Source organism: Exiguobacterium sp. UBA5002, assembly GCF_002396765.1.
Classification (GTDB): Bacteria; Bacillota; Bacilli; order Exiguobacteriales; family Exiguobacteriaceae; genus Exiguobacterium_A.
The window spans coordinates 113,709-119,738 of record NZ_DGYQ01000026.1; the positions used below are offsets into that span (position 1 = coordinate 113,709).

Annotated in this window: 8 protein-coding genes; 2 read left to right on the top strand and 6 right to left on the bottom strand. The window is 44.8% G+C overall.

Annotation, left to right across the window (positions count from 1 at the left end):
• Positions 1 to 28 precede the first annotated feature (28 nt).
• The gene (locus B4C70_RS07765; protein WP_290778207.1) at positions 29 to 481 is read right to left on the bottom strand and encodes a hypothetical protein; all 453 of its coding nucleotides are present in this window, start codon (positions 479 to 481) and stop codon (positions 29 to 31) included.
• A gap of 118 nt (positions 482 to 599) precedes the next feature.
• Between B4C70_RS07765 and B4C70_RS07770 the strand changes: the two genes are divergently transcribed.
• Positions 600 to 803, top strand: coding sequence for a YlaI family protein (locus B4C70_RS07770; RefSeq protein WP_029342171.1), 204 nt, complete (start codon positions 600 to 602; stop codon positions 801 to 803).
• 43 nt (positions 804 to 846) lie between these two features.
• On the opposite strand, the gene B4C70_RS07775 is transcribed toward B4C70_RS07770, so the two are convergent.
• The 3 genes from B4C70_RS07775 to typA all read right to left on the bottom strand — a co-directional run bounded on the left by B4C70_RS07775 (position 847) and on the right by typA (position 4,290).
• Complete coding sequence (locus B4C70_RS07775) at positions 847 to 1,941, bottom strand: PQQ-dependent sugar dehydrogenase (RefSeq protein WP_290778210.1); 1,095 nt, start codon at positions 1,939 to 1,941, stop codon at positions 847 to 849.
• Between the two features lie 121 nt (positions 1,942 to 2,062).
• Positions 2,063 to 2,416, bottom strand: coding sequence for a YlaH-like family protein (locus B4C70_RS07780; RefSeq protein ID WP_023468841.1), 354 nt, complete (start codon positions 2,414 to 2,416; stop codon positions 2,063 to 2,065).
• Positions 2,417 to 2,442: 26 nt separating this feature from the next.
• Positions 2,443 to 4,290: a translational GTPase TypA gene (gene typA, locus B4C70_RS07785; protein WP_023468842.1), complete on the bottom strand. Its 1,848-nt coding sequence runs from the start codon at positions 4,288 to 4,290 to the stop codon at positions 2,443 to 2,445.
• 184 nt (positions 4,291 to 4,474) lie between these two features.
• On the opposite strand from typA, the gene B4C70_RS07790 reads away from it, so the two are divergent.
• Positions 4,475 to 4,645 carry a DUF5325 family protein gene (locus B4C70_RS07790; RefSeq protein ID WP_023468843.1) on the top strand — a complete coding sequence of 57 codons (171 nt, stop codon included), beginning with the start codon at positions 4,475 to 4,477 and terminating at the stop codon, positions 4,643 to 4,645.
• A 41-nt stretch (positions 4,646 to 4,686) separates the two neighbouring features.
• Here B4C70_RS07790 and B4C70_RS07795 read toward each other — a convergent pair whose 3' ends face one another.
• On the bottom strand, positions 4,687 to 5,472 hold the full coding sequence (locus B4C70_RS07795) for an inositol monophosphatase family protein (RefSeq protein WP_023468844.1): 786 nt from the start codon (positions 5,470 to 5,472) through the stop codon (positions 4,687 to 4,689).
• Positions 5,473 to 5,597: 125 nt separating this feature from the next.
• A complete protein-coding gene (locus tag B4C70_RS07800) occupies positions 5,598 to 5,786 on the bottom strand; it encodes a hypothetical protein (RefSeq protein WP_023468845.1) in 189 nt (62 codons plus the stop codon).
• Positions 5,787 to 6,030: the final 244 nt, after the last annotated feature.

Below are 6,030 nucleotides of genomic sequence, written 5' to 3' on the forward strand. Positions count from 1 at the left end.
CCCTTTAGAGTCGAGTTTGTGATGAATGTTACGCTTTTAGGATGCGATGAACGAGTTGATCCAACCGTTCAGCTGCCTGTTCATCGTATGTTTTTTCGATAGTTGGTCGTTGTGTGACAGCTGCTCCGTAAAACAAGATGTCACGTACCTCCTCAACGCGTCCCTCATAAAAAGCGAGTGGCAACGGAAGGTCTTCTTGCGGCGTAAACGCCTTGACGTCCGTACATGTTAAGCAGTACGTCGACTGATCTGCAAAAAAGATCAATGTGAAGACCGGATGTTCTCGTAATGTTTTAACGAGATGAGAATCTGCTTCGATTGTAAAACGAATCGTTTGTGAATCCGTCGCATGTACCCAACTGATTGCATGTGTGATGGGCCAATGTTTGGATTGATCATGCGTAATCAAAAAAACGAGTGGTAATTGCGATAGTGCTTCTAGTTGACCTGAGTTGAGCTGTTGTTCAACTTTATTTGCCATGACATCACCCCCTCTATGACTTAGTGATGATATTTCGATATATACTTCTCGTTTCCCTTTTTTACATCTGAATAATCTTCTAATATGATATACTAAGAAAAAAAAGGGAGGACCTGGCATGCGAGTGAAATGTACGATTTGCGATAAGCGTGAAACGATTGATGATTGGTCCTTCACGGCGAAGCGATTACGCAATAAACCTGTTCGTGTCCACATTTGTGATGAGTGTCGATCACGCGTAGAAGAACGGACACTTGAACGCCACGCTTCTGGACAATTTCATTTATACCCGACTTGGGAAACGAAACGAAAACACTGGTAAACAAAAGGTCTGCGGGGAAATTCCCTGACAGACCTTTTGTTGTTCATCGATTGATTCGAACGAGTCGATCATCATCTGCCGATGGATTCCCTCTTCCGTCCGTATTATTTGTAATATAGTAAATCGATGTCTCGTCAATCCAGACATCTCGAATCCGACCTTGATTTTCGACGATCGTCTTGACTTGCTTCGTCTCTAGATCGATGGTTTGTAATCGTTGTCCGACAAGTGTTGCAAAATAAAGTGTATTCTCTGCCGTTGCAACTCCACTTGGTGCAACAGATTGTTCTCCTACTTCATACCACGGCGTCACCAGTCCATCTGCTTGTTCTTTCCCTTCAATCGTCGGCCATCCATAATTCTTTTGTTCGATTCGGTTGATTTCATCGTGCCCACTTTGCCCATGTTCGCTTGCATACAGTTGATCATCGACGAAAACAAGTCCTTGTGGATTCCGGTGACCGAGACTGTAGACGTATCCTTTTTGATTCCCTTCGAACGGTTTCCCTTCAGATGTGATACGTAAAATCTTTCCTGCCAACGAATCAATGTCTTGTGCCAGTTCGGGATTCGCTGCGTCTCCTGCTGTGACGTAGAGTGCGCCCTCAGGTCCCCACTCCAGTCGTCCCCCGTTATGAATCGTCGCTCCGGGAATATCATCGAGTAAGACACGTTCTTCCGTCCACTGATCACCCTCTTCTTTTATCGCGATGACGCGATTTGTCGCTTGTCCTTGTTTGGCGTACGTATGGTAGACGTATGCTGTCTTATTGTCCTTAAAATCAGGATCAAGTACCATCCCAAGCAATCCACCTTCTCCTTCAGCGAGGACATCCTCTTTCAGCTGAAGGCGCATCCGTTCATAATCATCTTTTTCTCCTTTGACAATCGTTCCTTCTCGTTCCGTGATGTAAAATACTTCTCCTTCTCGGACAATATTCCACGGAGCGTTTAGCTCTTTAAATACGACGCCTTCTTGCGCTTGAGATGATTGCGTCGCTTCTTGATCACCTGAATCCTGTTGATTGTTTTCTTGTGTCGTCTGATTCGTTTCCTCTGTTGACGATTCTTCTGACGTTTGTGTACACCCCATCAGGATACCCGCTAACAGTAGGGGTATGACATACCTTACTTTCACTGTTTTCTCCCCCTTTTAGTATCATTGTTCCCGCTACGCTTTAAATCATGCATCTGAATTGGCTCAAAAAAAGAACGAACCTCCGAAGAGATTCGTTCTTTTGATTCATGACATGCTTCCGTCAAGAAGCTGTCCGTTCACGTTCACGCTTGACCATCCACATCCGGAAGCGATAAATACCAAGTACGAAGACCATCGCTAAGAGTACTTCAGGAATCGGCCATGTCCAGAAGACAAGCGTCAATGCTGCCGAGAAGACGGCGAGCAAGAGATAGACGATCAGTGATTTCCACCATGCTAGTTCCTTAGCAAATCCTAACTTAAAGACGACAAGCGTCAAGATGACGACGGTGATCATTAAAGGATAAAATCCCGCTTCGATGTTATTCGGATCACTTCCGATACCGAGAAGTTTCGCGATGAACGGAATATCGTATTTCGAGAAATCAGAAGCAACGGCAGCTTGTGCATTCATTGCCAGTCCCCCTATTCGTTCAAGACTTAATCTTTACCTAGACGACGACGTTTTTCTTGCTTTTCACGTTCGTTCTTGTTCAAGACTTGTTTACGGAGACGAACCGATTGTGGTGTGATTTCACAGTACTCATCTTCGTTCAAGAATGTCAACGACTCTTCAAGTGAGAAGACACGTGGACGTTTAAGAACGTTCGTTGAGTCTTTTGCAGATGCACGCATGTTCGTTAATTGTTTTGCTTTAACGACGTTGACAGCGAGATCGACATCACGGTTACATTCGCCGATGATCATACCTTCGTATACTTCAATACCTGGCTCGATGAAGATCGTTCCGCGGTCTTCAAGAGCTGAGATCGCGTAAGCAGTTGCTTTACCTGTTTCGATTGAGACCATAACACCACTACGACGTCCACCGATGTCCGCTTGGATGAACGGACGGTATTCTTCGAATGTGTGGTTCATGATTCCGTATCCACGTGTAGCAGAAAGGAATTCGTTACGGTAACCGATCAAACCACGTGAAGGAACGATGAATTCCATCTTCGTTTGACCGTTGTCCATTGTTTGCATGTTCGTCAATTCACCTTTACGGAGACCGATCGATTCCATGACAGAACCTGTGTACTCTTCTGGTGTATCGATGACGACGCGTTCGAATGGCTCGACTTTGACGCCTTCTTCTTCTTTGATGATTACTTGCGGTTTCGATACTTGAATTTCGTATCCTTCACGGCGCATGTTTTCGATCAAGATCCCGAGGTGAAGTTCCCCACGACCAGAAACGATCCAGCGGTCCGGTGAGTCTGTGTTTTCGATGCGAAGTGAAACATCTGTTTCGAGTTCTTTTTCAAGACGCTCTTCGATTTTACGTGAAGTAACGAGATCCCCTTCACGACCAGCGAATGGCGAGTTGTTGACGATGAATGTCATTTGAAGCGTTGGCTCATCGATACGTAATAATGGGAGTGGATCAACGTGTGAAGTTGGGCAAACCGTCTCACCGACGTTGATATCTTCCATACCAGCGATCGCGATCAAATCTCCAGCTTTTGCTGTTTCGATTTCGACACGTTTTAGACCGAAGTAACCGAACAACTTCGTAACACGGAAGTTCTTCGTTGAGCCGTCAAGTTTTGAAAGCGAAACGCTATCGCCAACTTTGATTTCTCCACGGAAGACACGACCGACACCGATCCGTCCGAGGTAGTTATCATAGTCAAGCATCGTCACTTGGAACTGAAGCGGCTCCATTGTGTTATCGACAGGTGCTGGTGTGTGCTCAAGAATCAAATCAAGAACGTTCGTGATTGTATCTTCTTGTTTTTCTAATTCAGGTTCAAATGAACTTGAGCCGTTGACTGCCGATGCATAAACGACTGGGAATTCGAGTTGATCTTCGTCAGCTCCGAGGTCGATCAAGAGATCAACGACTTCGTCGACGACTTCAAGAGGACGGACCATCGGTTTGTCGATTTTGTTGACGACGACGATTGGTTGAAGTCCTTGCTCGAGTGCTTTTTTCAAAACGAAACGTGTTTGTGGCATACAGCCTTCACGTGCATCGACGACGAGGATGACGCCATCAACCATACGCATGATCCGCTCAACTTCTCCACCGAAATCGGCGTGTCCTGGCGTATCAACGATGTTGATGCGAGTGTTCTTGTAGTCAATTGCAGTGTTTTTCGCAAGAATCGTGATTCCACGTTCCCGCTCGATGTCATTTGAGTCCATTGCGCGTTCTTCGACTTGTTCGTTCGTACGGAACGTACCAGACTGTTTTAAAAGCTCATCGACTAATGTTGTTTTACCATGGTCAACGTGGGCGATGATCGCAACGTTGCGTAAATCATTTCGTACTAATGTTGTCATAGGTGTGTACCTCTTTCTATTCATTTAAATAAATCTTATCATACTTTCGGTCAACTTTAAGAGTATAGCACAGGTAGAGTCCTAATTGGCAATGACTAAGATTCGACATCACTCCGAAAGCCTTTTCATTATCCTTCATTCACGCTACACTATTAACGTACTCACGGGTAGAGGGGGAAAAAACATGCGCCTGCTATTTTTATTACTCGCCATGCTTGCCGTAGGATCCATGGCAGCCATCGGCATCTTCATCGCGGAACAAAACGTTCCGATGACGATCGCCTCTGTCATCTTGATGATTGTTGCGATGGGTGCTGGGTTCGTCTTAAAGGCACGTTTACGAAAACAAGCATGATCGAAAAGGTTCCTTTCGTTCAAAACGAAAGAAACCTTTTTTCAATCCTCTTGTGTTTGTACGAATGTCAAAACATCTTCAACGAACGTCTGGCTCCCTGCTAGCACACTCGTTTGTTCGAGAAATGACATTGATTCACCTGTGATCGTTCCGACACGCCCACCGACCTCTTCAATCAACAACTGACCGGCTGCGTAATCCCAAGGCATATTACGCATCGTGATATACCCGTCAACACGCCCTGCAGCTGTCCATGCGAGTTCAAGTGATGCTGCACCGATTGCTCGTACACCTACCGCGTGTCGCACGAGTGGCGCAAGACGATCCGTATTGATTCGACGATTTGGTGTCACCCAGGTCGCGTTCATACAGATGATTGCTTCTTTAACACTCCGCTCCTCGATTTGTGGTAATCGTATGCCGTTTTGATAAGCGCCATGCCCTTTGATGACATGGAACAACTCGTCCGCCATGACATCATAGACGAATCCATAACGTAACTCACCATCTATCATGATCGCAATCGAGATGGCAAACATTCGTTTTTGACGGATAAAGTTCATCGTTCCATCAATCGGATCAACGAACCAGATCGTGCCTTCGAGTGTATCGGGTCGAGCGATTCGCCCTTCTTCCCCATAAATATGATGATTCGGATAGCGATCTAAAATACCTTGAATCAATAAATCCTCGACGGCTTGATCAATCTCTGTCACTAAATCGCTTTTTCCGGTTTTTTGTTCGACGTGATACGAACCATCAATTTTTTCACGAATGTACTTTCCCGCTCGTTTGATCAAATCTATCGCATCCAACTCAATCTGCATTTGAGTTCACTCCTTCATCGTTGTTTCCAGCTTCTTCTATAGTAACAAAAAAAAGAAAACCAGCGAACAGTTCGCTGGTTGAAGAGTTGATATTTTATTATAAGGTAGAGATCGGAACGTTGAAATCAAGCTTCAAGACGTACCATCTCTTGACGATATTTTTCGAGGCGCTCTTTACTTGCGCCAACAGCTTCTGCGTCACTTGCCACCATCGCATCGTGTAATGTAGCAAGCTCATAATCGATTTCGAGACGCAATACAGGAATGCGTTTTTCTGCATCTTTTCTCTTGTATGCTTCTATCACTTGTTTCACAGTAACCACACTCCTTCGCGGGATAAACAGAGGTTTAATTTGTCAGACAATTGCGACTTATTAGTGGATTGAATCTATAATAGTACGATTCAACTTAGATGTAAAGCATCTAATTTTAAAAAATGCAGTTTCACATATTTGCAAGACCAACGTCTTGTATGTAGTATATAGCCGCTTCCTTTCCACTTTAAACAAATGTTGATCATTTCCCGCACATTTCCAGTTGGATCATGAAGATAAGACT

Coding starts and splice junctions, on each gene's coding strand:
- B4C70_RS07795 (WP_023468844.1), bottom strand. CDS start 5,472: ATGCAGATTGAGTTGGATGCGATAGATTTGATCAAACGAGCGGGAAAG.
- B4C70_RS07790 (WP_023468843.1), top strand. CDS start 4,475: ATGCGCCTGCTATTTTTATTACTCGCCATGCTTGCCGTAGGATCCATG.
- B4C70_RS07770 (WP_029342171.1), top strand. CDS start 600: ATGCGAGTGAAATGTACGATTTGCGATAAGCGTGAAACGATTGATGAT.
- B4C70_RS07780 (WP_023468841.1), bottom strand. CDS start 2,416: ATGAATGCACAAGCTGCCGTTGCTTCTGATTTCTCGAAATACGATATT.
- B4C70_RS07765 (WP_290778207.1), bottom strand. CDS start 481: ATGGCAAATAAAGTTGAACAACAGCTCAACTCAGGTCAACTAGAAGCA.
- typA (WP_023468842.1), bottom strand. CDS start 4,290: ATGACAACATTAGTACGAAATGATTTACGCAACGTTGCGATCATCGCC.